Origin of the sequence: Salinibacterium sp. ZJ450, from assembly GCF_011751885.2 — a bacterium.
Classification (GTDB): domain Bacteria; phylum Actinomycetota; class Actinomycetes; order Actinomycetales; family Microbacteriaceae; genus Ruicaihuangia.
In genome coordinates this window covers 1,640,943-1,665,988 of sequence record NZ_CP061771.1, presented here as the reverse complement: position 1 = coordinate 1,665,988, position 25,046 = coordinate 1,640,943, and the positions used below count along the sequence as shown (strand labels likewise).

Annotated in this window: 25 protein-coding genes; 11 read left to right on the top strand and 14 right to left on the bottom strand. The window is 68.3% G+C overall.

Features of this window, described 5'->3' with window-relative positions; genetic code table 11:
* The first annotated feature begins 17 nt into the window (after positions 1-17).
* From HCT51_RS07895 to HCT51_RS07885, 3 genes are all read left to right on the top strand, one after another.
* Positions 18-803: an ABC transporter ATP-binding protein gene (locus HCT51_RS07895; RefSeq protein ID WP_166872077.1), complete on the top strand. Its 786-nt coding sequence runs from the start codon at positions 18-20 to the stop codon at positions 801-803.
* Positions 804-892: 89 nt separating this feature from the next.
* Positions 893-1,141, top strand: coding sequence for a type B 50S ribosomal protein L31 (locus HCT51_RS07890; protein ID WP_166872082.1), 249 nt, complete (start codon positions 893-895; stop codon positions 1,139-1,141).
* A 111-nt stretch (positions 1,142-1,252) separates the two neighbouring features.
* Positions 1,253-1,519 (top strand): hypothetical protein, encoded by a 267-nt coding sequence (locus HCT51_RS07885; RefSeq protein ID WP_166872084.1) that lies wholly within the window; start codon positions 1,253-1,255, stop codon positions 1,517-1,519.
* 33 nt (positions 1,520-1,552) lie between these two features.
* On the opposite strand, the gene HCT51_RS07880 is transcribed toward HCT51_RS07885, so the two are convergent.
* From HCT51_RS07880 to treS, 3 genes are all read right to left on the bottom strand, one after another.
* Positions 1,553-2,383, bottom strand: coding sequence for a VOC family protein (locus HCT51_RS07880; RefSeq protein WP_166872088.1), 831 nt, complete (start codon positions 2,381-2,383; stop codon positions 1,553-1,555).
* 191 nt (positions 2,384-2,574) lie between these two features.
* The gene (locus tag HCT51_RS07875) at positions 2,575-3,264 is read right to left on the bottom strand and encodes a 3'-5' exonuclease (RefSeq protein ID WP_166872090.1); all 690 of its coding nucleotides are present in this window, start codon (positions 3,262-3,264) and stop codon (positions 2,575-2,577) included.
* A 9-nt stretch (positions 3,265-3,273) separates the two neighbouring features.
* On the bottom strand, positions 3,274-4,998 hold the full coding sequence (gene treS / locus HCT51_RS07870; RefSeq protein WP_166872093.1) for a maltose alpha-D-glucosyltransferase: 1,725 nt from the start codon (positions 4,996-4,998) through the stop codon (positions 3,274-3,276).
* 63 nt (positions 4,999-5,061) lie between these two features.
* On the opposite strand from treS, the gene HCT51_RS07865 reads away from it, so the two are divergent.
* Complete coding sequence (locus tag HCT51_RS07865) at positions 5,062-6,012, top strand: alpha/beta fold hydrolase (RefSeq protein ID WP_166872096.1); 951 nt, start codon at positions 5,062-5,064, stop codon at positions 6,010-6,012.
* Entirely contained in the window at positions 6,009-7,097 is a 1,089-nt protein-coding gene (locus HCT51_RS07860; RefSeq protein WP_166872101.1) for a glycosyltransferase family 4 protein, read from the top strand. Before HCT51_RS07865 ends, HCT51_RS07860 begins: the two co-directional genes overlap by 4 nt.
* Positions 7,098-7,105: 8 nt before the next feature.
* Here HCT51_RS07860 and HCT51_RS07855 read toward each other — a convergent pair whose 3' ends face one another.
* Positions 7,106-7,942, bottom strand: a complete 837-nt coding sequence (locus HCT51_RS07855; RefSeq protein WP_166872104.1) for a Sir2 family NAD-dependent protein deacetylase — start codon at positions 7,940-7,942, stop codon at positions 7,106-7,108.
* Positions 7,943-8,040: 98 nt separating this feature from the next.
* On the opposite strand from HCT51_RS07855, the gene HCT51_RS07850 reads away from it, so the two are divergent.
* The gene (locus HCT51_RS07850; protein WP_166872107.1) at positions 8,041-8,859 is read left to right on the top strand and encodes a TrmH family RNA methyltransferase; all 819 of its coding nucleotides are present in this window, start codon (positions 8,041-8,043) and stop codon (positions 8,857-8,859) included.
* Positions 8,860-8,882: 23 nt separating this feature from the next.
* Here HCT51_RS07850 and HCT51_RS07845 read toward each other — a convergent pair whose 3' ends face one another.
* Together HCT51_RS07845 and HCT51_RS07840 are read right to left on the bottom strand one after the other, a co-directional pair.
* Complete coding sequence (locus tag HCT51_RS07845; RefSeq protein WP_166872109.1) at positions 8,883-9,155, bottom strand: protealysin inhibitor emfourin; 273 nt, start codon at positions 9,153-9,155, stop codon at positions 8,883-8,885.
* A gap of 10 nt (positions 9,156-9,165) precedes the next feature.
* Entirely contained in the window at positions 9,166-10,263 is a 1,098-nt protein-coding gene (locus tag HCT51_RS07840; protein ID WP_166872112.1) for a M4 family metallopeptidase, read from the bottom strand.
* Positions 10,264-10,295: 32 nt separating this feature from the next.
* On the opposite strand from HCT51_RS07840, the gene HCT51_RS07835 reads away from it, so the two are divergent.
* Positions 10,296-11,519 carry a D-alanyl-D-alanine carboxypeptidase family protein gene (locus tag HCT51_RS07835; protein ID WP_166872114.1) on the top strand — a complete coding sequence of 408 codons (1,224 nt, stop codon included), beginning with the start codon at positions 10,296-10,298 and terminating at the stop codon, positions 11,517-11,519.
* Positions 11,520-11,555: 36 nt separating this feature from the next.
* Here HCT51_RS07835 and HCT51_RS07830 read toward each other — a convergent pair whose 3' ends face one another.
* A complete protein-coding gene (locus tag HCT51_RS07830; RefSeq protein ID WP_166872116.1) occupies positions 11,556-12,341 on the bottom strand; it encodes an SGNH/GDSL hydrolase family protein in 786 nt (261 codons plus the stop codon).
* Positions 12,342-12,471: 130 nt separating this feature from the next.
* Between HCT51_RS07830 and HCT51_RS07825 the strand changes: the two genes are divergently transcribed.
* From HCT51_RS07825 to HCT51_RS07815, 3 genes are all read left to right on the top strand, one after another.
* Entirely contained in the window at positions 12,472-12,738 is a 267-nt protein-coding gene (locus tag HCT51_RS07825; protein WP_166872896.1) for a GlsB/YeaQ/YmgE family stress response membrane protein, read from the top strand.
* 121 nt (positions 12,739-12,859) lie between these two features.
* Positions 12,860-14,089 (top strand): DNA polymerase IV, encoded by a 1,230-nt coding sequence (dinB, locus tag HCT51_RS07820; RefSeq protein WP_166872118.1) that lies wholly within the window; start codon positions 12,860-12,862, stop codon positions 14,087-14,089.
* A 46-nt stretch (positions 14,090-14,135) separates the two neighbouring features.
* Positions 14,136-15,938 (top strand): DEAD/DEAH box helicase, encoded by a 1,803-nt coding sequence (locus HCT51_RS07815; protein WP_166872120.1) that lies wholly within the window; start codon positions 14,136-14,138, stop codon positions 15,936-15,938.
* A gap of 21 nt (positions 15,939-15,959) precedes the next feature.
* On the opposite strand, the gene HCT51_RS07810 is transcribed toward HCT51_RS07815, so the two are convergent.
* The 6 genes from HCT51_RS07810 to HCT51_RS07785 all read right to left on the bottom strand — a co-directional run bounded on the left by HCT51_RS07810 (position 15,960) and on the right by HCT51_RS07785 (position 23,800).
* Positions 15,960-17,045 (bottom strand): YihY/virulence factor BrkB family protein, encoded by a 1,086-nt coding sequence (locus HCT51_RS07810; RefSeq protein ID WP_208322713.1) that lies wholly within the window; start codon positions 17,043-17,045, stop codon positions 15,960-15,962.
* A complete protein-coding gene (locus HCT51_RS07805; protein ID WP_166872122.1) occupies positions 17,038-17,343 on the bottom strand; it encodes a DUF3618 domain-containing protein in 306 nt (101 codons plus the stop codon). Before HCT51_RS07805 ends, HCT51_RS07810 begins: the two co-directional genes overlap by 8 nt.
* 41 nt (positions 17,344-17,384) lie before the next feature.
* Complete coding sequence (locus tag HCT51_RS07800; protein ID WP_166872124.1) at positions 17,385-17,594, bottom strand: hypothetical protein; 210 nt, start codon at positions 17,592-17,594, stop codon at positions 17,385-17,387.
* A gap of 22 nt (positions 17,595-17,616) precedes the next feature.
* Positions 17,617-18,483 carry a hypothetical protein gene (locus tag HCT51_RS07795; RefSeq protein WP_166872126.1) on the bottom strand — a complete coding sequence of 289 codons (867 nt, stop codon included), beginning with the start codon at positions 18,481-18,483 and terminating at the stop codon, positions 17,617-17,619.
* Positions 18,484-18,507: 24 nt separating this feature from the next.
* Entirely contained in the window at positions 18,508-21,960 is a 3,453-nt protein-coding gene (locus HCT51_RS07790) for an error-prone DNA polymerase (RefSeq protein ID WP_166872128.1), read from the bottom strand.
* A 286-nt stretch (positions 21,961-22,246) separates the two neighbouring features.
* On the bottom strand, positions 22,247-23,800 hold the full coding sequence (locus HCT51_RS07785; RefSeq protein ID WP_166872130.1) for a DNA polymerase Y family protein: 1,554 nt from the start codon (positions 23,798-23,800) through the stop codon (positions 22,247-22,249).
* Between the two features lie 293 nt (positions 23,801-24,093).
* On the opposite strand from HCT51_RS07785, the gene HCT51_RS07780 reads away from it, so the two are divergent.
* Entirely contained in the window at positions 24,094-24,315 is a 222-nt protein-coding gene (locus HCT51_RS07780; protein ID WP_166872132.1) for a hypothetical protein, read from the top strand.
* On the opposite strand, the gene HCT51_RS07775 is transcribed toward HCT51_RS07780, so the two are convergent.
* Positions 24,312-25,001 (bottom strand): hypothetical protein, encoded by a 690-nt coding sequence (locus HCT51_RS07775; protein ID WP_166872134.1) that lies wholly within the window; start codon positions 24,999-25,001, stop codon positions 24,312-24,314. The two genes, HCT51_RS07780 and HCT51_RS07775, sit on opposite strands and share 4 nt — an antisense overlap.
* Between the last annotated feature and the right edge of the window lie 45 nt (positions 25,002-25,046).

Sequence of the window (25,046 nt, the reverse complement as noted above, 5' to 3'; positions counted from 1 at the left end):
CTAAACTTGTAGCCATCATGGCTGCTAGCGTTATTGAACTCTCCGATGTCTCCGTCGTCCGGGATGGCAACACGATCCTCGATTCCTTGAGCTGGCAGGTCGCTGATGACCAGCGCTGGGTGATCCTCGGCCCGAACGGCGCAGGCAAGACCACGCTGTTGCAGGTGGCCTCGGCATCCATTCACCCGTCGCATGGCAGCGCGGAGGTGCTCGGCAGCAAGCTGGGGGCGGTGGATGTCTTCGAGCTTCGGCCGCGCATCGGGTTCGCGTCGACGGCCATGGCCCGCCGCATCCCGCGCGATGAGACGGTGCTGAACTCGGTGATGACGGCCGCGTACTCGGTCACCGGACGCTGGAACGAGGAGTACGAGAACCTCGACGTGCGCCGCGCGCAGCGGGTGCTCGCCGAGTGGAAGCTCAGCGCCCTGGAGGACCGCAAGTTCGGAGACCTGAGCGACGGCGAGCAGAAGCGGGTGCAGATCGCCCGCGCCGTGATGACCGACCCGGAGCTGCTGCTGCTCGACGAGCCAGCGGCCAGCCTTGACCTGGGTGCGCGCGAAGAACTGCTGCAGTTGCTGAGCGGTTACGCCAGCGCGCCATCCGCCCCGGCGATCGTCATGGTCACCCACCACGTCGAGGAGATCCCGGCTGGTTTCACCCACGCGCTGCTGCTCGCGGACGGCGCAATCACCGCGCAGGGACCGGTCGATGAGGTCATCACCGCCGAGAACCTGGGCGAGACCTTCGGCCTGAACCTCAGCGTCACGCGCGAAAACGGCCGGTTCGCCGCGCGAGCCGCCTGACATCTGGTAACGTATTTAGCTGGCAGTTGTGGCAATACACACGCGCCATCAGACTTTCTCATCTCTGACAGACAACAACGAGGATCACCATGAAGACCGCTATCCACCCCACGTACGCGCCGATCGTATTCCGTGACCTCGCTTCTGGTGCCACGTTCCTCACTCGTTCGACCGTGAGCAGCGACAAGACGATCGAGCTCGACGGTGTCACCTACCCGGTGATCGACGTTGAGATCTCGTCGGAGTCGCACCCGTTCTACACCGGCAAGCAGCGCATCATGGACAGCGCCGGCCGCGTCGAGAAGTTCAACCAGCGCTTCAAGAACTTCGGCAAGTAACGCACTGCCCCACGTTCTTCGAAACGGCCGCACTCCTCGCGAGTGCGGCCGTTTTGTTTGTCGTGGCTCAGACTGAGTGATTCGCCGGGCCGCCAGCTTAGGCTGAGCGGCATGGCAGGGAGTCAGGTTTCGCGTCATCCGGAGCGCTGGCGCTGGGTGCTCGGCATCGTCGGCGTCGCCGTTGTCGTCATCGCGGTCTTGTCGTTCCGAGTCGGGGAGTGCATCGACTACGTGCCGGAAGCGGGAGCGGAGAGCTTCTGCACGTCGGGCCCTGCAATCGGTGTGCCTGGCGCCTGGGTGCTGGTGGTGGTCAGCACGCTCCTGATTGGCTACTTTGTCTATCGCCTCGTTCGGCCGCAGCCGCCGAAGGCTGACTGATCGGACTACGGCGCTGTCGCGTGAGACCGGGCGTCACTGCTGCGGGCGGAACTCGCTCAGCGTGAGCTCTGCGCCCTGAGGGTCCCGGATGCGGGCGAGGGCGACCCACGGCGTCTCCTCGGTGCTGAGCACGGTCGCGCCCAGCTTCTCGGCGAGTTCGACGCTTGAATCGCGGTCGGCGACGCTGATCTTCACGTGCCAGTTCGGCGGCTCGTCGCCGGTCACGCCCTCGATCGCCCCGATCACGTCGGCGAAACCGGGCGGGGCGTCGACCTGCCGCACGTAGATGTCGGGGTCGGCGGTCGCGGCGAGGTGGTCGCCGTAGCCCGACACGGCGATCATCGACTCGACGGACTCCCCGTAGTCGACATACTTCCAGCCGAAGACGCGGGTGTAGAACCGAGTGGCGGCCTCCCGGTCGGTGGTGCGCAGGTCGCTGAAGTTCCAGGAGCCCGGCACGTTCACGGTCTGCGCGCCGAGGCGTCGGTACGCCTGCCAGAGGCGGAACTTCGCTCCCTGCGGATCGGCGCAGGTCGCCGTGCGGCCGCCGGGTCCCGCATCGGCAGGCGCGTCGAGCACGGAACCGCCGGCGGCCGTGATCGCAGCGACGGCCGAGTCGACATCAGTGACGGCGATGTACGTGTTCCAGGTCGGGGTGCCGCTTCCCGAGCCGATCGCCGCGACGTCGCTGCCGTCGAGCCGTGCGATGAGGTACACCGCCGGGTCATCCGGCGGCATCACGTTCTCGAAGGTCCAGCCGAGTAGTTCGTCGTAGAACCGGCTGGCGGCCCACGGATCGGGCTGTTCGGTATCGATCCAGCAGGTGACGCCCTGCGGGTAGGTACGCGGCGGAATCTCGGCCATGGGTGCTCCCATCCGGTGCACAGCGGTTCGGCGCGGGTTTACCCGTCGAGCGTACGACGAACCGACGGGGTAGTCGACCGGTGCTGAACGCGAGCGACGGACTTCACCGGCTCGGAAGGACGCAATCCGGGTTTCCGTCCTTCGGAGCCGCCGAACTCCGACCGTGGAGGGAGCCCGGGCGGCGGCGAGCCCTACCGCTCCGGCCAGGCGCCGCTCGTAGTGAAGGTGGGGTCCTTGGTGCGGCGCATGTAGTCCTGGAAGCTCGCGGCGCTCTCGGCGCACCAGCCGATCTGCAGACGGTGCAGCTCCGCGACATCCGTCGGCAGCTTGTCGGCGTGCTGACGGGCGATGGCCTGCGCGATCCGGCCAGCGGCGACCGCATCGGCGCCGGCGTCGTGGGCGTTGGAGAGGGTGACCCCGTACACCTGGGATGCCGCGGCCAGGGTGCGCTTGCCCTTGCGGTACCGATCCATGGCCTTGTCGATCACCAGCGGGTCGATGATCGGCCCCGACAGCTCGAGCGGCGCGATGCCGTGACGGACCGCCTCCCGGTTGAGCAGGGTCAGGTCGTACGGGGCGTTGTACACGGTGAGCGCCAGGCCACGGGAGAACAGCCCGCGCAGTGTCGCGACGATCTCGCCGACCACTTCGGCCGCGGGGCGCCCCTCGGCGCGCGCCCGAACCGTGCTGATGCCGTGCACCGCGGTGGCCTCTTCCGGAATCTCGACGCCGGGGTCGGCCAGCCAGGTCCACTCCTCGAGCACCGTTCCGGTGGTGTCGAGGATGCCGACGTGGGCCGACACGATCCGGGCGGTTTCGACATTCACCCCCGTGGTTTCGAGATCAAATACGCCAAGAGTGTCGAACCACGGATTGCTCATGCAAGAAAGCTACAGGCGACCACCGGCAAACCGAGGTTCCCCCACGTGCAACCAGTAAAAACTCTGGGTTCCGAGGGTCAACTCGATGGTGCCCTCTTCGCTGATCGTCGGGAACTGGCTGCCGCCGAACAGGTCGAAGGTGGTGGCGCCGGCCAGCTCCTGGGCCTCGATCTGCACCGTCAGCGGGTTGTGCGCGAAGCTGAACACGCAGAGGATGCGCTCGGGCGAGTCACCGAACTGCGTGCCGGATCCGGCGTACTCGCGCACGAAGGCGAGCACCGAGTCGTGGTTGGTGCGCAGCACCGTGATCGTGCCGAGCCCGAACGCGGGGTGCGCCTTGCGCACGTGGATGACGTTGCGCACCCAGTGCAGCAACGACCGGGATTGCGCCAGCTGGGACTCCACGTTGATCTGGCTGTAGTTGTACACCAGCGACTGCACCACCGGCAGGTACACCTTGCCGGGATCCGCGGTGGAGAACCCGGCGTTGCGGTCCGGGGTCCACTGCATCGGGGTGCGCGATGCGTCGCGGTCGGGCAGCCAGATGTTGTCGCCCATCCCGATCTCGTCGCCGTAGTACAGGAACGGGCTGCCCGGCAGCGAGAACAACAGGGCGTGCACCAGCTCCAGCTCGGCGCGCGAGTTGTCCAGCAGCGGGGCCAGCCGGCGACGGATGCCGACATTCACCCGCATCCGCGGGTCGTAGGCGTACCAGCCGTACATCGCCTGCCGGTATTCCTCGCTGACCATCTCGAGGGTGAGCTCGTCGTGGTTGCGCAGGAAGACGCCCCATCCGGCGCCCTCCGGGATGTCGGTGGTCTCCGACAGCACCCGCACCAGTTCGTTGGCCTGCTGCGACCGCAGCGAGTAGAAGATGCGCGGCATCACCGGGAAGTCGAACGCCATGTGGCATTCCGGCTCCTCTTCGGTGCCGAAGAACGCCGCGACCTCACGGGGCCACTGGTTCGCCTCGGCGATCATGATCCGGCCGGGGTAGTCGCGGTCCACCATGGCGCGCAGCTTCTTCAGGAACTCGTGGGTGGGCGGCTCGCCCTCACCGTTGCCCTCGTCGGACTCGAACAGGTAGGGCACGGCGTCCAGCCGGAACCCGTCGATGCCGAGGTCGAGCCAGAACCGCACCACGTCGAAGATCGCCTCGTGCACGGCAGGGTTGTCGAAGTTCAGGTCGGGCTGGTGCGAGAAGAACCGGTGGAAGTAGAACTGCCGACGCTCGGAGTCGAACGCCCAGTTCGAGTCCTCGTAGTCGGTGAAGATGATCCGGATGTTCTCGTACTTCTCGTCGGTGTCGCTCCACACGTAGAAGTCGCCGTACGGTCCTTCCGGGTCGCTGCGCGACTGCTGGAACCACTCGTGCTGGTCCGAGGTGTGGTTCAGCACCAGGTCGATGATCACGCGCATGTTGCGCTCGTGCGCCCGGGTGACCAGGTCACGGAACTCGTCGAGCGTGCCGAACTCGGGAAGGATCGCCTTGTAGTCGGCGACGTCGTAGCCGCCGTCGCGGAGCGGCGACTGGAAGAACGGCGGCAGCCAGAGCGCGTCAACGCCCAGCCACTGCAGGTAATCGAGTTTGCCGATCAGCCCGGCGAGATCGCCGCTGCCGTCGCCGTTGCTGTCGACGAAGGACCGCACCATCACTTCGTAGAACACCGACCTTCGGTACCAGTGAGGGTCGAGCGTCAAACCTGGCAGCGTGATAGGCGCGGTGAAAGTCACCGTTTGAGTCTAGGGGCGGGCATCCGCGTTTCACGAGGGTCCGCCCGCCTAAACTGGCTCACGATGTCCGTTGAATCCCCGTATGCCCGAGATCTCCGCGCGGTGCCTGTGAAAGCGCTGTCAGTCGACGTGCTCGGCAGCACCACCCGGTACTGGGAGTACGGTGCCGTGACCGCCGACGCGCCGCAGACGGACACCATCCTGACGACGGATACAACGGATGTCGCGACCACCATCGTTCTGGTGCACGGTTTCCGAGGTGACCACCACGGCCTCGAACCGGTGATCGCCGAGCTCGGCGGCGCCGTGCGCATCATCGCTCCTGACCTGCCCGGCTTCGGGGCATCCGATCGCCTGCTCGGCCGGGACCACAGCGTCGCAGGGTACGGCGACTGGCTGGCCGCCTTCATCGACGCGCTCGACCTGCAGGACGCCGTCGTGCTGGGGCACTCCTTCGGCTCCATTGTGGTGTCCGAGGCCGTCGCCGCGGGTCTGCCGGTGAAGCGCCTGGTGCTGGTGAACCCGATCGCCGCCCCCGCGCTGGCAGGTCCCAGCGGCATCCTCACCCGCCTTGCCGTGTTCTATTACTGGTTGGCCGCCGCCCTGCCGGAGCGGGCCGGCTTCGCCCTGCTGCGCAATCGGGTGATCGTGCGGGTGATGAGCGTCGCGATGGCGAAGACTCGCGACCCGCGGCTGCGCCGCTGGATCCACGACCAGCACGACCGGTATTTCAGCGTGTTCTCCGACCGCCGCGTGGTGCTGGAGGCGTTCAGGGCGTCGGTCAGCTCCGATGTCAGCCACTTCGCGCCGTCGATTACCGTTCCCACCCTGCTGATCGCCGCCGCCGAAGACCAGATCACCTCGGTCGCCGCCGAGCGCCGCCTGCAGGCGCTGTTCCCCGATGCCCGGCTGATCGTGATTCCGGATGTCGGACACCTGATCCACTACGAAACGCCGAAGCCCGCCGCCCAGGCGATCGAGGCATTCCTCACCGAAACGGCGGATCGCTCGTGAAACTTGTCGTCGACTGCCGCTACACCCGCATCGGCCGCCATGACGGCATCAGCCGGTACACGGCGGGCATCGTGACCGCCCTGGCGAAGCGGCATCCGGTGACCATGCTGATCTCCGACAAGCGGCAGCTGACCATGCTGCCCGACCTGCCGTGGCAGCTGATCTCGGCGCCCACCAGCTGGCGGGAGCCGTTCGTCGCCCGCCAGGTGAACGCGCTGAACCCCGACATCGTGTTCACCCCGATGCAGACCATGGGCACCTTCGGGCGCCGCTACAAGCTGGTCTCCACGCTGCACGACCTGATCTATTTCGCGCATCCGACCCCGCCGCGCAACCTGCCCTGGGCGATCCGGTTGCTCTGGCGGCTGTACCACCTGGCCTGGTGGCCGGAGCGGATGCTGCTGAACCGGGCAGACGCGGTGGCGACCGTGTCGCAGACCACCCGTGACCTGATGCTGCGGCACCGGCTGACCAAGCGGGAGATCGCCGTGGTCCACAACGCCGCCGACCACCGGCCGGCCGTGCACCGCACGCAACCGGCGACCCGCGACCTGGTCTACATGGGCTCGTTCATGCCGTACAAGAACGTGGAGACGCTGGCGAGCGCGTTGCAGCACCTGCCCGGGTACCGGCTGCACCTGATGAGCCGCCCGGCGGAGGCCGACCAGGCCAGACTGGCGGCGCTGGCGCCGGAGGGCGCGCTGGTGTTCCACAACGGGGCGACGGATGACGCGTATGACGCGCTGCTCGCGGCCGCGTTCGCCCTGGTCACCGCGTCCCGGGACGAAGGATTCGGCATCCCGCTGGTCGAGGCGATGGCGCACGGCACACCGATCGTGGTCAGCGACATCCCCATCTTCCGGGAGATCGGGGGAGAGGCCGCCGTTTACTTCCCGTCGGACAGTGTCGGCGAGGCGGCCGCCGCGATCCGCTCGCTGGAGGACCCGGACCTGTGGCAGCGCCGCTCCCGGCTGGCCGGGGTTCAGGCGGCCCGGTTCGACTGGGACAGCTCCGCCGACGTGCTGCTCGACCTGCTGGAGCGGGTGGCCGGCGCCCGTGCCGAAACACCCACGCCCCCGAACTGACGCCCGCGTCAGACCAGCCGGTCGCGCAGGCGGGTGAGGATCTCGGTGGTTCCGGCGTCGATCTTCAGCACCGAGCGGCCGTCGCCCTTGGTCGGTCCGCGGTTGATGATCACGATCGGCATGTGCCGGCGCCTGGCCTGCTCCAGTAAGCGGATTCCGGAGTTCACCGCCAGCGACGAGCCGGCGACGATGAACGCCGACGCGGCCAGCACCATCGACCGTGCCTCCGCGAACTTCTCGGTGGGCACCAGCTCGCCGAAGAACACCACCTGCGGTTTCAGCATCCCGCCGCAGACCGTGCACTCCGGCAGCACGAACGCGTCGATGTCGCTGACCTCGACGTCCCCGTCCGGCGCCAGCCGCACCGCGTCCGGTGCTTCCAGCCAGGGGTTGTCCGCGCTGATCCGCGCGGCGATGGCGTCGCGCGCGTAGATCTGCCCGCAGACCAGGCACCCCACCCGGTCCATCGTGCCGTGCAGGTCGACCACGCGCTGCGATCCGGCTGCCAGGTGCAGGCCGTCCACGTTCTGGGTGATCACCCCGTTGGTGAGGCCCGCCTGCTCCAGGCTGGCGAGCGCCTCGTGCCCCGGGTTCGGGTGCACGCTCGAGAACCGCTTCCAGCCCAGGTGACTGCCCGCCCAGTAACGCTTGCGGTAGCGCAGGTCGGCCAGAAACTGCTGGTAGGTCATCGGATTGCGCGGCAACGCCCCCTCACCCCGGTAGTCCGGGATGCCGGAGTCGGTGCTCAGCCCCGCGCCGGTGAGCACCGCGGTGATGCGGCCGCTCAGCATGTCGGCGGCGGCGTCGGCTTGCGCATCGAGCTCGTGACTGGCGTGGATGATCATGCTGACTTTCGGTGGGGGTGGCTGCTGCAAGAATAAACGGACGCGGCATCCGGAATCTTCCGATTTCCTTCAGAACCGCCGGAGCGGAGCAACAGCAGGTGCGAATTGTGCAGATCGACGACCTCGATCACGAGGGCCTCAGCGACTACACGCAGCTGACGGATGTCGCGTTGCGGCGCGTGCGGGAGCCGGAGGGTGGCCTGTACATCGCCGAGTCGACCAAGGTGATCCAGCGTGCCCTTGCGGCCGGACACCAGCCGCGTTCGGTGCTGCTGCAGGACAAGTGGCTCGGCGACGTTGCCCCGTTCCTCGAGAGCTACGACGTGACCGTGTACCTGGCCGAACCGGAGCTGCTGGAGCGGCTGATCGGGTTCAACCTGCACCGCGGTGCCCTCGCCGCGATGCACCGTCCGCCGCTGCCGTCGGTTGACGACATCCTGCGCGACGCCCGCCGGGTGGTGGTGCTGGAAGACATCGTCGACCACACCAACGTCGGGGCCATTTTCCGCAGTGTCGCCGGGCTCGGCGCGGACGCGGTGCTGATCAGCCCCCGCTGCGCCGACCCGCTGTACCGGCGCAGCGTGCGCGTGAGCATGGGCACCGTGCTGCAGGTGCCGTGGACGCGCATTCCGGAATGGCCGGAAGCCGCCGATGTGCTGCACGCCGCGGGCTTCGAAGTGGCGGCTCTGGCGCTGACCGATGACGCCGTGCCGCTCGATGAGTACGCGGCATCCGCCCCTGACCGGGTGGCGCTGCTGCTCGGGTCGGAGGGCGATGGTCTCACCCATTCGGCGTTGGCCGGCGCCGATCGGGTGGTGACGATCCCGATGCTGCACGGGGTGGATTCGCTGAACGTGGCGTCGGCGAGTGCCGTCGCGCTCTGGGCGCTGCGGCTGCCGGCCGCGGCGTCTGCCTGATCCGGCCTGCCTGATCCGGCCAGTTAGCGGGATTCCTCGTTCGCCGCTCGCACCCGGTCGACGAGCTCCCGCCACGGTCCCTGCACCTGGGGTTCGGTGAGCACCACCTCGTGCGGTTCGCAGCGGATCCGGTAGATGTAGCGGTCGGGCAGCTGCGGGGCGGGCGGCACGTCGTCCCACGGCAGGTCGTGCAGGAACGCCGACCATCGGGGGGCGTCCGGCTGGTCGTCGACCTGCAGCTCCCAGGTGGCGCGGAGCCCGGCGAAGCCGCCGGTGCGCACCACGATCACCTTCATGCGGCCGATGCTACTCCGACCGTTCCGCCGGCAGCAGTACCCCCACGCTCTCCCACGCCACCACCACCGCATCGGCCTCGCGCGAGCCCGCGCCGTGGCGTTCCGCGGCGACCTCGATGGTGGCGCGCGCGAAGCCGGCGAAATCGACCGTCGTCGGCAGGTCGTCGCGCATCACCGTGTCGAACCAGATGTGCCCGGCGGCCTCCCAGGCGTTGCCGCCGAGGGCATCGGCCACCAGGTAGAACGCCCGATTCGGGATGCCGGAGTTTAGGTGCACCCCGCCGTTGTCCTCGTCGGTGTCGATGTAGCCGTCCATGCTGGCCGGTTGCGGGTCGGTGCCCAGCACGTCGTCGTCGTACGCGGTGCCCGGCGCCTTCATCGACCGGATGGCCCGGCCTTCCACCTGGTCGGTGAACAGGCCCTCGCCGATCAGCCAGCTCGCGCTGGCCACATCCTGACCGAGCGCGTGCTGCTCCACCAGCGCGCCGAAGACGTCGGAGATCGACTCGTTCAACGCGCCGGACTGACCCTGATACGGCAGGTTGGCGCTGTACTGGATGACGCCGTGCGCCAGCTCATGCCCGATCACGCTGAGCGACGCGGTGAACCGGGTGAATACCTCGCCGTCTCCGTCACCGAAGACCATGCGCCGGCCGTCCCAGAACGCGTTGTCGTAGTGGTGCCCGTAGTGCACGCTCGCCTCCAGCGGCAGGCCGACCCCGTCGATGGAGTCGAGGCCGAACTGGGTCCAGAACAGCGCGTGGGTATGGCCGAGACCGTCATACGCCTCATCGACCGCGGGATCACCGGTGGCCGGGTTACCCTCGCTCCGCACCAGCCGCCCGGGCAGGATCTCGAGTCCCGCGGCATCCGAAATCCATCGCTGCGGCAGGCCGGGCTCCCGGTCCGGCGCGGGCATGGCGCCTCGCCTCGGATGCGCGGGCGGTTCACCCTCGCGGATGCCGCGCAGCGGGACATCCGTCAGCAACGACTGGCGGGCTGCGTCGGCTGCCACCGCGAACCGCGGGTCGTCGACCCGGGCCAGCCTGGCCAGCAGATACGGCGGCACGATGCTGCGACGAACGGCGGGATGCGGTGTGGCTGCCATGACCCGAGTGTGCCAGTTCATACACTGATCGGGTGCCTCTGACCCGCAACCAGATCTATCGCAGGCGGCGGATCGCCGTGTTCAGCAGTATCGGCGTCGTGCTCGGCAGTCTCGTCTACCTGCCGATGACCCTGCTGGCGCCGCTGACGCCCGCGACGGCGGTGGTTCAGCCGTACTCGGTGGCGCCGAGCGTCGCGGCCGAGGTGTCCGTTCCCAGCTACGGCGCGAGCCTGATCGCCGCCGACGGGTACGGCACGCTCGCCCGCGGTGGCAGCGAGGCTGCGGTGCCGATGGCGAGCATCACCAAGGTGATCACCTCGCTCGTCGTGCTGGAGAAGAAGCCGCTGAAGCCGGGGGAGTCCGGGCCGTCGGTGACCACGACGGCAGAGGATGTCGCGGTCTATGACGACTACCTGACGGTGAACGGCTCGGTGAAGCCGGTGCGCGCCGGGCTGAGCTTCACCGAGTACGAACTGCTGCAGCTGGTGCTGATCGAGTCGGCGAACAACTACACTGAGACCCTGGTGAACTGGGCGTTCGGCTCGCAGGAGGCCTACCTGCCGGTGGCGCGCGAGTGGCTGAGCACGCACGGCTTCACCGGCATCACGGTGGCGGATTCCACCGGGATCTCGCTTGAGAACACCGCAACGGCCACCGACCTTGTGGCTCTGGCACAACTGGCGCTGCAGCATCCGGTGATCGCCGAGATCGTGGCGACGCCCGGCCTGCGGATGCACGACATCGGCATGCTCGAGAACAGCAACCCGGTGCTCGGAGAGGCGGGTGTCACCGGGCTGAAGACCGGAACCCTGCGGGTGTTCGGCTACAACCTGCTGTTCACCGCCAGTCACCAGGTGGGGGACACCCAGATCAGCCTGTACGGGGTGGTGATGGGAGCGCCGAACGATGCCCGGCTGGAACAGGACGTGCTGGCGTTGTTGCAGAGCGCGACCGCCGGTTTCCAGGAGGTGTCGCTCGTCACCGCCGGATCGGTGCTCGCCGAGTACGGCACCGCGTGGGGTGACACGGCCCGACTGGTGGCCGACGAATCCGAGTCCGTGGTGGTCTGGGGCGGCACCGCGATCTCCGTGCTGGTCAGCGGCGACCCGGTGACCACCGGAGAGGCCGGCGAGGAGGCCGGCACTGCCACGTTCGTGGTCGGCGATCGCACTATCGAGCTGCCGCTGGTGCTGGATTCGGATGTCGCGGACCCTGGCTTCTGGTGGCGCCTCGCCAACCCCGTGGCGCTGCTTTAGGGTCGCGACCGCAAGCTGGTCGTCTGGGTCGGCCGCCTAGTCGTCGGCGAGGCGCGCCGAGCCCGCATCCGGGCGCTTCGGCAGCACGTTGTCGCCGGAGGACTGGTGCCGGATGCGGCGGACCACCCATGGCACCAGGTGCTCCCTGGCCCAGCCGATGTCGTCCACCCTCGCCTGCCGCCAGGTGGGGTGCGGCAGCGGCTCCGGCGCGTACGGCGCCAGGTCGTTCTCCACGTTCAGTGCCGCGAGCACCATCCGGGCGATCATGTGGTGGCCGATCGGGGAGAAGTGCAGCCGATCTGCGGCCCACATGCGCGGGTCCTTCAGCTCACGCATCGCCCACATGTCCGCAATGATCGCGTCGTGGCGCTGTGCGATGGCGCGGAGGTTTTCGTTGTAGATCGCCACCTTGCCGCGCACCCTGCCGAGCACCGGGGTCATGCCGATGTCCGGGCCGGTGAAGAGTACGACGGTGGCGCCGTCGGAGCGCAGCCCGGTGACGAGCGTCTCTACCCGGCGGGCCACCTCATCGGGGTCGGTGCTGGGGCGGATGATGTCGTTGCCGCCCGCCGACACGGTGATCACGTCGGGGCGCAGCAGCAGCGCGGCTTCCAGCTGCTCGTCGATGATCTGCTGCAACAGCCGGCCGCGGATTGCGAGGTTGGCGTAGGCGAAGTCGGGGGAACTCTCGCCGAGCGTCTCGGCCACCCGGTCTGCCCAACCGCGGTGCCCGCCCTTGCTGCGCGGTTCCGGGTCGCCGATTCCTTCGGTGAAGGAGTCGCCAATCGCGACATATCGCGACCACGGATGCTGCTGGGTCATTGGTCAAGGGTGCCAAAATTCTGCGACACGCGCCAATTTACCTTTGACCCCCGAATAGGGGATATGCCAAGCTATGTCATGCGCCACTGAGATTCGGTGACGCGCACAACAAAATATGCTGGAGGTCCTTGTGGGTTTCTTTAGTTTCCTCATTCTGGGTCTGATTGCCGGCGCGATCGCAAAGTTGATCCTGCCGGGCCGTCAGGGTGGTGGCTGGTTCATCACCCTGCTGTTGGGAGTCGTCGGGGCATTCCTTGGCGGCCTGCTGGGCGGACTCCTGTTCGGTCGCGGTCTCACCGAGTTCTTTGACCTCGGCACGTGGCTGCTCGCCATTGCGGGGGCGATCGTCGTCCTGCTCATCTATGGCATGGTGACCCGTCGCAGCAACGCTACCTAACTAGGCCCATCAGCCCGCAGCGGATGCCGATTCGTCGGCATCCGCTGCGCTGGTTAACCGGCGGTTCTGCGTACCTAGACCGATGATCTGCGCTGTCAGCGGTGACTGCGAGAATGAGCGCATGGGCAAACAAGACGGGTCGGGGCGCCTCATCACCACCGAGCCGGTCGATGATGCGACCGCCACGATCATGCACGTCGACATGGACGCCTTCTTCGCCTCGGTCGAACTGCTCAGCCGCCCAGAGCTCCGCGGCAAGCCCGTGATCGTGGGTCATACCGGTGCGCGTTCGGTGGTCACCGCGGCCACCTATGAGGCCAGGCGGTTCGGCGTCAACTCGGCGATGCCGATGTCGATCGCGCTGCGTCGCTGCCCGCAGGCCATCGTGCTCGAACCGCACTTCGACGAGTATGTGCGCTGGTCCAAGCACGTCATGGGCATCCTTGAGCAGTTCACCCCGCTGGTCGAGCCGCTCAGTATCGATGAGGCGTTTCTGGATGTCGCGGGCGCCAAGGCGTTATTCGGAGGGTCGTATGCGATCGGCACCGAGCTGCGCCGGCGGGTGCGGGCGGAGACCGGGCTGGTCTGCTCGGTCGGCGCGGCGGCCACCAAGTACGTGGCGAAGCTCGCGTCCGGCCGCAGCAAACCCGACGGGCTGCTGGTGATCCCGGCATCCGACACCATTGATTTTCTGCACCCCCAGCCGATCACCGCCCTCTGGGGCGTCGGCGGCAAGACGGCGGAGCACCTCACCCGGCTCGGGCTGCGCACCGTCGGTGATCTCGCCACCACGCCGATCGAGGCGTTGCGGTCGACCATCGGCGACGCCGGCGCCACCCGGCTGCACGAGCTCGCCTGGGGCCGTGACCCGCGCGGCGTGAGCACGGAGCATGAGGAGAAGAGCGTCGGGCATGAGGTGACCTTCGAGTACGACATCACCGACCCCGAGACGATCCGCCGGGAGCTGCTGCGGCTGTCCGACATGGTGGGGGTGCGGTTGCGCCGGCACGGCGTGCTGGCGCGCACGGTGGCGCTGAAACTGCGGTTCGGTGACTTCAGCACGATCACCCGGTCGAAGACGCTCGCTGAGGCCACCGACCTCGGTCGACGCATCTTCGAGGAGGCCCGCGCGCTGTACGAGGCCACCGGCAAGCAGCACGCGCGCATCCGCCTGGTCGGAGTGCGCGCCGAGCAACTGGTCGGCGACGACACGCTGATGCAGGGGCTGTGGGATCCCGACGAGGACTGGCGTGAGGCGGAACACGCGGTCGACGCGGTGAGCGCGCGATTCGGTGCGGGGATGATCCGCCCGGCGTCGCTGATGAAACGGCCGCAACCGCCCGCCGAGTGAGCGTCGCGGCGGGCGGTGTCACCGCTGGCGGGTAAAGTCTTCTCCAGTGAGTAACGCAACCCCGCAACAGAGTCCAGTAGGCAATTTCGCGGCGGAGCACCTCTCACCGAGCTTCCCGGGCCGCGCGCCGTGGGGTACCGCCAACAAGCTGCGAGCTTGGCAGGCCGAGGCCCTGCAGGAGTACTTCAAGCACGAGCCCAAAGACTTCCTGGCGGCGGCAACCCCCGGCGCCGGAAAGACCACGTTCGCCCTCCGGCTCGCCACCGAGCTGCTGTCGCGCGGGGTGATTGACCGCATCACCGTGGTGGCGCCGACCGAGCACCTGAAGAAGCAGTGGGCGGACGCCGCACACCGGGTCGGCATCCGGCTCGACCCTCGGTTCAAGAACAGCGACGGCTGGCACAGCCGCCAGTACCACGGCGTGGCCGTGACCTACGCCCAGGTGGCGGTGCGGTCCGGCCTGCACAAACAGCTCACCGAATCCGGCCGCACCCTGGTCATCCTCGATGAGATCCACCACGGCGGCGACGCGCTCAGCTGGGGCGACGCCATCCGTGAAGCGTTCGAGCCCGCCGCCCGCCGGCTGTCACTCACCGGCACGCCGTTCCGTACCGACACCGCCCCCATCCCGTTCGTGCGCTACCTGCGCGACGAGAAGGGCATCCGCACCTCGCAGACCGACTACAACTACGGCTACGGCAACGCCCTGGCCGACGGCGTCGTGCGGCCGGTGCTGTTCATGGCCTACGCCGGCACCATGCGCTGGCGCACCACGATGGGCGACGAGATGTCCGCCCGGCTCGGCGAGGGCGACACCAAGGACATCACCTCGCAGGCTTGGCGCACCGCGCTTGACCCCGAGGGCTCCTGGATTCCCACCGTGCTGCGCGCCGCAAACGTGCGCCTGAGCGAGGTGCGACAGACGGTTCCGGATGCCGGTGGCTTGGTCATCGCCACCGACCACTACGCCGCGAAGGCCTACGCCGCCCATCTGCGCGAGATCACCGGAACCATGCCCACCTTGGTGCTCAGCGACGACAAGGAAGCCAGCGAGCACATCGACAAGTTCTCGGCGGGCACCGACCGCTGGATGGTGGCGGTGCGGATGGTGTCCGAGGGCGTGGACGTGCCGCGCCTGGCCGTCGGCGTGTACGCAACCAGCGCATCCACCCCACTGTTCTTCGCCCAGGTGGTCGGCCGTTTCGTGCGCACCCGCCGTCGTGGCGAGACCGCGACGATCTTCCTGCCGAGCGTGCCGGGGCTGATGGCGCTGGCCGAGAAGCTCGAGCTGGAACGCGACCACGCCCTCGACCGGGAGTCGAGCGGTGACGGCGACATGTACAACCCGGAAGACGCCATGGTGGCGGAGGCGAACCGGGACTCAAAGGCGTCGGACAGCCTGCTGGCGGAGTACACCTGGCAGGCGCTGGAGTCGGACGCCCAGTTCGACAAGGTCATGTTCAACGGCGACGAGTACGGCCAACTGGTTGAACCGGAAACCCCCGAGGAGTTCGAGTTTCTCGGGCTGCCCGGGCTGCTCGAACCCGAGCAGGTCAGCGAACTGCTCAAGCACCGCCAGGCGCGGCAATCCCACCGGGTTTCGGAGCGGCAGAGCACCATGCCGCCCGAGGAGGTTCCGCAGCCGCTGTACCGCACCCTGAAGGAGCAGCGCAGCCTGCTGAACAGCCTGGTCGGTATCTGGGCCAAGAACACCAAAGAGCCGCACGGGATCGTGCACGCCGAGGTGCGGCGGATCTGCGGCGGCCCGGCGGTACCGCAGGCGAGCGTGTCGCAGCTGCAGGCGCGCATCGACCTGCTGCGCAAGTGGATGGCGGGCGGCAAGCCCTAAGCCGGTCTCCGATGGAACCGGCTACCGGTCGTCGCTGTGCGGATTGCGGCGCCCGCGCTGGTGCGCGTCCCGCAGTTCCAGCCCGGCCAGCACGTCGGCGGCGCGCTGCTCGGCGGCCTTATCGCTCTTCTTGGTGCCCCGCGGCGGCAGCTGCACCGTCTCTTCGGCGTGGATCCCCGCCTGCAGTTGCCGGCCACGCTCTAGCTCGGAATCCAGCTCGGCCCCGAACAGCAGCGCCAGGTTGCTGATCCAAATCCAGAGCAGGAAGATGATCACCCCGGCGAGCGAACCGTACGTGTTGCCATAGTTGCCGAAGTTGCTCACGTAGAAGCCGAATCCGAACGAGGCAAGCCCCCAGACCACCAGCGCGAACACGGCGCCGACGCTGATCCAGCGGAACTTGGGCTGCTTGATGTTCGGGGCGGCGTAGTAGAGCAGGGCGACGACGATCACGCCGATGACGATGACCACCGGCCACTTGGCGATGTTCCAGACCAGCAGCGCCTCCTCGCCGAGGCCAAAGAACGCCCCCAGCGCCTGGGCAATGGGGCCGCTCAACACGAGGAGAACCGCCGCGATGGTCAACAACACGAGGGTGATGATGGTCACCAGCAACTGCATCGGCCTCAGCTGCAGGAAAGTGCGGCCCTCCTCGATGGAGTACATGCGATTCATGGCGCGGCTGAACGCCCCGACGAAGCCGGATGCCGACCAGATGGCGCCGACGATACCGACAACAAACGCGAGGCCCGCACCAGGGGTGCGGATCAGGTCTTCGATCGGGCCGCGGATGGTGTCGATAGTGTCTGCCGGCACTAATCCGCCGAGCAGCTCGAGGAGCGCGCCGGTGGTGGCCTCGGCCTGTCCGAAGATCCCGAGCAGCGACACGATGGCCAGCAGCGCGGGGAAGATCGCCAGAACCGCGTAGTAGGTGAGCGACGCCGCGATATCGATGCACTGGTCGCGACCGAACTCGCGCAGCGTCTTCTTCAGCACATAACCCCACGACGGCTTGGTGATTTCCGTGAGGCTGTCGGGCTTCCGCGGGTCGTCGGGATGCGGCGCGGTCGCGGCCCGCTCGCTCGCCTGCTCGGTCTGCTCAGCCACGGCGCATCCGATCTCGCACGATGGAGCTGATGACGACGACTCCGACGGCTGCTCCGAGCGTTACCGTCAGCACGAATGCCCCGGGGTTCGCTCTCAGGTCACGGCGGAAGGTTGCCCAGACCCGCAGCGCGTGCGTCTTGACGTCAAGCTTGTCGCGGATCGCCTCGACGGTGTCCTCGAGGTCATCCCGAGTGCGTGCCACGTGCAGCTTGAGCTCGTTGGTTCCGGTGTGCTCGAGCGCGTCGGCGTCACGGTGCCCGTTCCGGTCATCTGTACCCTGCGTGATCGACCTCGTCATCCCTCCACGCTACGGTGTCGACGAAACGATGCAACCGGTATTCAGGATTGGACGGATGCCGCGGCAATCTGCTGTGCGATGTCTTCGACGCTGTCAAGCTCACCGCTTGTGACCGCAATCGTCAGCTCGTATGCATCGTCGTTCGAGAAGGTGAACCGCCGTCCGTTGACACCCAGGAACACAATTGTCGCGGCGAGGGCCAGCCGCTTGTTTCCGTCGATCAGCACCTGGTGGCGCGCGATGGACAGCACCGGCCGGAGCGCCGGCGCCCGCTCAGCCCAGCTGTTCCGCCCAGTGCCGCAGGAACAGGGCGCCGGCATCGTCGTGAATGGCGTCGCCGAACGTGCGCACGTCGTATGGGGTTTCCGGCACGCCGTCCTTCGGCCTGACATCGACGTGGGTGACGTCGAAGCCGGCGGCATGCAGGTAGTCGGCCATGGCGTAGTCGGTGCGGGAATCGCCGACCGTGCGCCACAGATGCGGCAGCTCGCCGGTGGTGCGCAGCTCGGCCAGGGCACGGTCGGCGCCGAGGTCCTTGCCGAGCTTCACCGACTCGATGTCGGTGGAGATGATGGTGGGGTCGATCCGGAACGGCGTGTTTCCTGCGGCATCCGTGACCCGACGCGTGCCCCATTCCCCGCCGATGCCGAGTTCTGTAAACAGGGCGAAGGCGTCCTCGTTGAAACGCTGCTGCTGGTCGAGGTAGTCGGCGCTCGACACGTCGGTGCGCTGCTCCACCGAAACCATGGCGCGCTTGGTGTGGTCGAAGAACATCCAGTCGGAGTACTTCTCGCGCACCAGCGTGTCAATCGCGGCGGAATACGCGGCCGGCAGCGAGACGGACGGGTCGACGTACAGCTCGCCCATGCCGTCTGCGGTGATCGGGAACACCACGGCGCCCTTCTCACACACCCCGAGCACGCGGGCGTCGCGGCCGAGTCCACCCTCGATCATGGGCGCAACCACCTCGTCGCGGATGAACGTGTCAGAGCGGCCGGTGTTGAAGACGACCGGCACCCCGGCGTTCGCCAGGGTGACCAGGTCATCACGGATGCTGCGGATGGCGATGGTGCGGCTGACGGGGCTGGCGATAGGGCCGTCGACGTCGAGCAGGAGGCCGAGGGGAGGAAGGGAAGTCACTTACACAACGCTACCCGGGCTGGGTCAGCGGAAATCTCGCGAGGTGTGCACCGTTTTGATGGTCAGCGATTCCATCCGGTCGGCGACAAGGTTGGTGACCCCCTCCGAGGAACGCTCCAAGATGCCGCGCACGATCATCGCCGGCGCCTCCCGCGCCACCCGGCGGTAGCGGTTCCACACGCCGATGCTGCAGATCACGTTGATCAGCCCGGTCTCGTCCTCGATATTGAGGAAGGTGATGCCGCTCGCGGTAGCCGGCCGCTGCCGGTGAGTGACCACACCGCCGACCTCGATCCGCCGACCCGACTCGGTCTGCCGCAGGGCGGATGCGGTGAACACACCGCGAGTGTCCAGCGCCGGACGCAGCAGCCGGATGGGATGGTCGTCGGTGGAGATGCCGGTGGCCCACAGGTCGGAGATCAGGTCGTCGGCCTTCGTCGGCATCGCGAACAGCGGCGGCTGCACCGCGACGATGCTGCCGCTCAGGTATTCCGGACGGTCCTGGGCGGCCGGCGCCGCATTCCACATTGCTTCACGCCGGTTGAGGCCGAGCGCGTCGAACGCGCCGGCCGCCGCCAGCGCCTCCAGTTGGATGGTGGAAAGTCCCACTCGGCGGGAGAGGTCGGCCATCGACCGGTACGGCCCGTAACTGTCGCGTTCGGCGACGATCCGCTCGGCCAGCTTGTCGCCGATCGAGGTGACCTCGGAGAGGCCGAGCCGCACCGCGAACGCGGCATCCCGACGATGCCGGGGGAAGTCTTCGGGCAGCGCCGCATCAAACTCGGCCATCGGCGGCTGCTCGAGGTTGAGGCATCCGTCGTCGCCGCTGGTCTCGACAGGCTCGACCAGCGGAGAGATCGATTCCAACCCGGCCTGCGCCCCAGAGAGCTGGATGTCGGGCCGCCGCACCTGAACGCCGTGCCGGCGCGCGTCGGCGGTGAGGGTCTGCGGCGAGTAGAAGCCCATCGGCTGGGCCCGCAGCAGCGCGGCGAGGAACGCCGCAGGGTAGTGCAGCTTGAACCAGGCGCTGGCATAGACCAGCAGCGCGAAGCTGATCGAGTGGCTCTCGGCGAAACCGAAGTTCGCGAACGCCTCGATCTTGCCGTAGATGTCGTCGGCGACATCCCCGGTGATGCCGTTCGAGGCCATCCCGGCGTACAGCTTGTCGCGCAGCTTGCCGATCTTCTCCACGCCGCGTTTCGAGCCCATCGCGCGGCGCAGGTGGTCGGCGTCCTCGGCGGTGCAGCCGCCGACCGCCATCGCCATCTGCATCAGCTGCTCCTGGAACAACGGCACGCCGAGAGTGCGCTCGAGCGGTTCGACCAGCAGCGGGTGCAGGTAGCTGACCGGCTCCTGGCCGAGCTTGCGGCGGATGAACGGATGCACCGCGCCACCCTGGATCGGACCGGGCCGCACCAGCGCGATCTCGACCACCAGGTCGTAGAACCGACGCGGCTTCAGCCGGGGGAGCACCCCCATCTGGGCGCGGCTCTCCACCTGGAACACGCCGATCGAGTCGGCGCGGCAGAGCATGTCGTAGACGCCCTGTTCCTCCTTCGGGATGGTGTCGAGCGCCCAGGTCTCGCCGGTGTGCTCGCGCACCAGGTCGATCGTGTACTGCAGTGCGGCGAGCATGCCGAGGCCGAGCAGGTCGAACTTCACCAGGCCCATCCAGGCGCAGTCATCCTTGTCCCATTGCACGACGGTGCGGTTCTCCATGCGGGCGTGCTCGATCGGCACCACCTCGCCGACCGGCCGGTCGGTGAGCACCATGCCGCCGGAGTGGATGCCGAGGTGCCGCGGGAAGGTCAGCACCCGTTCGGCCAGGTCGATCACCGGCTGCGGGATGTCGTGGTCGCCGCTGGAGATCTCGGCGCCCCAGCGTTCCACCTGCTTCGACCAGGCATCCTGCTGGCCGGGGCTGTAGCCGAGCGCCTTGGCCATGTCGCGCACCGCGAACTTGGGCCGGTAGCTGATCACGTTGGCCACCTGCGCGGCGTTGCGGCGGCCGTACTTGCGGTAGACGTACTGGATCACCTCTTCCCGCCGGTCGGAGTCGAAGTCGACGTCGATGTCCGGCTCCTCCTCGCGCATGCTGGAGAGGAACCGCTCGAACGGCAGCTGGTAGAAGATCGAATCGACCGCGGTGATACCGAGCAGGTAGCAGACCGCCGAGTTGGCGGCAGAGCCACGACCCTGGCAGAGGATGCCGCCGCCCTTGGCGTACTGCACGATGTCCCGCACGATCAGGAAGTAGCCCGGAAAGTCCTTCTGCTCGATCACGTCGAGTTCCCGTTCGATGCGGGCCCGGTTCTCAGGAGTGAGCTTCGGGTACTTCACCGGCACGGCATCCCAGACCAGCTGCCGCAGCCAGCTCATCGGGGTGTGCCCGTCCGGCACCTCCTGCTTCGGCAGGCCCGGGCGCACACTGCGCAGCCGGAAGCTCAGGTCGTCGGCCACCTCGACCGTGCGTTCCACCGCACCGGGGTAGCGCCGGAACCGGGCGAGCATCTCCGCGCCGGAGCGCAGGTGGGCGCCACCGGATGCCGGCAGCCAGCCGTCCATGTCATCGAGGCTGCGGCGGGCCCGCACGGCGGCGATCGCGTCGGCGACGTGCCGCTGCCGCGGGCTGGCGTAGTGCACGTTGCCGGTGGCGACGGTGGGCAGCGCCAGCCGGTCGGCGATGCGGGCGAGCGCGTCGTTGTGGGTGCTATCGAGCGGATGTCCGTGATCGGTGAGTTCCACCAGCACGTTCTGGCGGCCGAACCGCTCGATCAGCTCGAGTACCTCGCGTTCGGCGGCGTCGTCGCCGACTGCCCGAAGCGCCTGCCGCACCCGGCCCTTGCGGCATCCGGTCAGCACCATCCACTGCCCGCCGGCTCGGTCGGTGAGGTCGTCGAGGTCGTACACCGGGCGGCCCTTCTCCGCCGCGGTGCCGCGGCCGGCGCTGCTGCCGCCGCCGGTGCCGCCGGCCTCGTTCAGCTGCGCCTCGGTGAGCGCGGCGGCCAGCCGGTGGTAACCCTCTTGCTGCCGGGCAAGCACGACGAGATGGCTGCCCTCCGGGTCGGGCACCCCGTTCTGTGGCGCGCTCAGCCCGAGCGAGAGTTCCGCCCCGAAGATCGTGTCGACGTCGTAGCTCTCGGCGGCCTCGGCCATCCGCACCACCCCGTAGAAGCCGTCGTGGTCGGTCAGAGCGAGGGCGTGCAGCCCGAGCCTGCTGGCTTCCTCGAGCAGTTCCTCCGGTGGGCTGGCGCCGTCGAGGAAACTGAAGGTGGAGTGGGCGTGCAGTTCCGCATACGGCACGCGCGCGGCATCCGGTGTCTTCTGGATCTCGGTCGGTTCGTATTTCTCGCGCTTGTTCGACCAGGCCGGGCTGTCGCCGCCGTCGGCCGCGACCGGACGCGAGGCCGGGCGGCGCGAATCGGACAGTCTGCGTTCGAACTCCGACCAGGGGATCGGGGGGTTGCTCCAGCCCATCAGCCATGACCCCCATAGCTCCAGCGTGTGAGCGCCGTACTTTCTGCCGAGCGCCGCCGCGATATCAGCGGCGCTCGTGAGTTTTCACGGCGCTCGCGTCCGGTTTGGGGATCTTGCACCGTGAGCGCGCTGTTATCGGCCGAGCGCGCCCGCCGCGGCGCCCGCGCTCGGCCGTTCTCGGCGCGCTCGGCTGCGAGGAGGGGTGGAAGCCCCGGTTGGGACGGCACGGGGTTTCGATACGGCGCTGCGCGCCTACTCAACCGACGGGGATACGGCGCGCGCAGCATCAGTCATACCTCGCCTCTGCCCACCAGCCGTGCCCGTCGAGCACCAGCAGCCAGGCCAGGCCGTCCCCGTCGACCACCTGGAACCGGTTCGCGTGACGGCCGTGCTCGGCATCCCACCAGCGTTCGTCGATCGGCCAGGGCCCGGCCCACGCGGTGATGTCCTTGGAGGTTCCGGATGCCGCGGCGACCAACCGCGCGGGAGCACCGGAGAGCTCGCCGCGGTCATCCACCGCCACCGCCTGACCGGCGAAGGAGAGCACGCTCACCGGATGCGGCGCGGGAAACACGGTCGCCGGGGCCGGGGCCGGCAGGCTGCCGGGCCACGGTTGCTCGGGAGAGCGCAGGAAGGCCGGCCGGTCGCCCCACGGCACTAGGGTGGCCCGGTCGGCCAGGGTGCGGCCGCCGCCGATCGCCACGGTGAGCACCGCCTCATGGCCGAGCATGCTCTGCACCCGGGAGAGCGCGTGGTGGATGCGTTCGTCTGGACCGTCGCCGAACAACCCGCGTTCGTGGTTGCCGATCGCGTCGACGCTCTCAGGCACCACCCGCACCCGGGCGATCGGGGCACCCAGCCCGCTGTCGCCGGTAGCGGTTCCGCTGCCCTGCAACTGCCAGCGCAGCCGGTCGACCACCTCGGCGGCGGTGAACGAGCGGGGATGAAGCCAGCTGCGCTCCGAGATCTCGCCGTTGTCGGCATCCACTTCGATCCGCAGCGCGGTGCAGACCAGCTTCGCGGCGGTGAGCTGGTCGATGAACCGCTCCGCCGCCTCCTTGAACGCGAACGCCGCCTGGTCGATGCGGTCGAGGGGAGGCTCGAACGAGGTGATGGCATCGAGCTGGTCGGGTGGCACCCGCGGGGTGACGCTCTGGGAATCGAGTCCGGACGCGATGGCGTGCAGCCGGGCGCCCTCGTCACCGAACCGCGCCTGCACGTCGAGGCCCTCGAGTGCCGCGAACTCGCCCAGGGAGCGGATGCCGAGCCGGCGCAGCAGGGCCACAAGCGGCGGGCGGTCGATGAGGTCGATGGGCAGCGGAGCGAGGAACTCCGCCGCACCGCCCGCGGGCACGATCCGCACCCGGTCGGTATGCCTGGCCGCCTGCTCCGCGGTGAACGGCCCGTCGGCGATGCCGGCCCGCGCGTGGAATCCGAGATCGCCGAGGCTGCCGACCAGGGTGAGGGCAGCGGCCAGCTCGCCGCCGTAGTACCGGCTGGGCCCGCGGGAGCGTACGGCACACGTGCCCGGACGCAGCAACTGCACGCCAGGGGTCACCCGTTCCAGCTCAGCCAGGGCGGGTTCGAAGGCGCGCGCGTCGAGCGCGGGGTCATAGGGCTGCACGATGAGTTCGGGGCAGCGCGCCTGGGCCTCACGGATGCGCAGCCCCCGCTTCACCCCGTCGGCCCGAGCGGCGGCGGAACAGGCGAACACCAGCCCGCGATCGACCAACGCGATCGGCCGGTCGAGATCGAGGCCGTGCGCGTGCGCCGCGGCGATGACCGGCCAGTCCGGGCACCACAGCACGAGGGTTCTCGTGGCTGGAGCGGAGTGGAACACCCTCCTATTTTCGAACGTATGTTCGAGTAAGTCAAACGTGGCGTATCGGAACGTCTGGAAGGTTCCGTCAGGTTTTCGCTTATCGTTAGAGCTGAGACAGGGGAGTTCGTCTCGTTTTCCATCCGATCGGGGGATGTCGGTGACCGATGCTGTGCCGTGGCTGTGGCCATGGATTCTTGTCTATCCGGTGCTCGTTGTGCTGCTCAACGTCGCCGCGACTGCGACCGGGCTTCGGTCGCCGTACCACGCTCACCGTCTCGGTCGCCGTCGCCGCCATTTACCTCATATGGCGTGTGGTCTTCACGATCCCCACCGAGACGCCGACCGCGATGATCGTGGGCATCACCCTCATCGCCGTGGAGATCATCGGCTTCGCACAGACCGTCGCCTTCACCGCCGTGGTCTGGGCCGCCGCCCCGCCGCGTGCGGTGCCGCTGTCTGCGCTGGCCGCCGAGGATGTGCCGGCGTGGCTGGCAACCCAACGTGAGAAAGGCGTCCGCGAGAACGACGCCTAGGAGGCTCGCGAGGCGAGGCTGCTTCCCACGCCACTTCGCACCGTGCCGTCTTCGCGCACCTGCAGCGCGGAGTCCGGCATCCAGATGCGACGACTGAGCTGTCGGCCGTTACCGGCACCGCTCACCGTGACCGTCACCTGGCGGCCGGCCAGGTAGCCGTGACCGTCGCCGATCCCACCCCATCGGCCCTCAGACACACTGAGCCTGGCTTCGGCCTGCGGCCAGGGACCGAGTGCGATCAGCACCGCCTCACGCTGCCGCAATCTCGCGCTCAGCCGGGATGCCGCCGTCTCGGTGACCCGACCGGACGGCTTCACCACGATCACGGTGAGCGCGTCGGCGATGGCCCCGGTGACGGCAAGCCACTGCTCGCCAGGACGCGGCACCAGCACCACCCGATTCAGGTCGATGCCGAGGCCGGCAGCGGCTTCGGCCCCGAACTCCGGCATGCCCACCACTCCGCACCAGGCGCCGCTCGCCGCAGGCCCGGCCATCAGCGCCATGGCGAGGCTGGCCGACCCTTGCACGGAGTAGCTCGCGCCGACCCGCAGGCCGCCCCCCGGCAGCAGGTCGGCGAGCGCGGGCAGGGTGGGCAGCGTGCGCACCTCAAGCTTGGTCGACTGCATCTGTCGGATGCGCGACTGCAACTCGCGTACCGTGTCCGGCACCCGGGAGAGCTCCCTCATCTCTCTATTATCGAACATACATTCGACAATGTCACCCGCCACCGA